Source organism: Rosenbergiella sp. YN46 (assembly GCF_036620675.1).
Lineage (GTDB): Bacteria > Pseudomonadota > Gammaproteobacteria > Enterobacterales > Enterobacteriaceae > Jejubacter.
In genome coordinates, this window is record NZ_JAZHEE010000106.1 from 1 (window position 1) to 685 (window position 685).

Genomic DNA, 685 nt, shown 5'->3' on the forward strand with positions numbered 1-685 from the left:
ACCAGTCAGAATAATAAGATGGTTGAAGTGTTATCAGGGCCTGAGCGGCGTCGGCGTCGTACACCGCAGGAAAAAATTGCCATTATTCAGCAGACTATGGAACCCGGTATGACCGTGTCTCATGTCGCACGCCTGCATGGCATCAATGCAAACCAGATATTCAAATGGCGCAGGCAATATGAAGACGGTTCGCTGACGGCTGTTGCATCAGGCGAAGAAGTGGTGCCGGCCTCCGAGCTCGCTGCCGCCAATAAGCAAATCCGTGAGCTCCAGCGCCTTCTGGGCAAAAAGACGATGGAAGCCGAGATCCTTAAAGAGGCCGTGGAGTTCGGTCGGGCAAAAAAATGGATTGCGCACGCGCCCTTGTTGCCCGGGGACGACGACTAACCGACGTCTGCCGGAGTATTGGTGTGTCGCGTGCGCAACTGAGCATCAGGGTTCAGCGGCCATCTGACTGGCAGGATCACAGACGGCAGCCCCGCTCTAACGATACCATCGTATTATCCCGGATAAACATGGCGGTGGCTGACCTGCCGACGTATGGTTATCGCCGTGTGTGGGCGCTGCTGCGACGGGAGTCAGAGCGGGAAGGCCTGCCTGTGGTTAATGCGAAGCGGGTGTATCGCATTATGAGGACACATAATCTGCTTCTTGAACGTAAACCCGCTGATCCCTGCCGTAAGCG

The 685-nt window shown here is 55.9% G+C and carries 1 pseudogene; it reads left to right on the plus strand.

Annotation, left to right across the window (positions count from 1 at the left end):
* Window positions 1–18: 18 nt before the first annotated feature.
* Window positions 19–685 (plus strand): annotated as a pseudogene (locus V3W49_RS22725) (transposase); the annotation flags it as partial.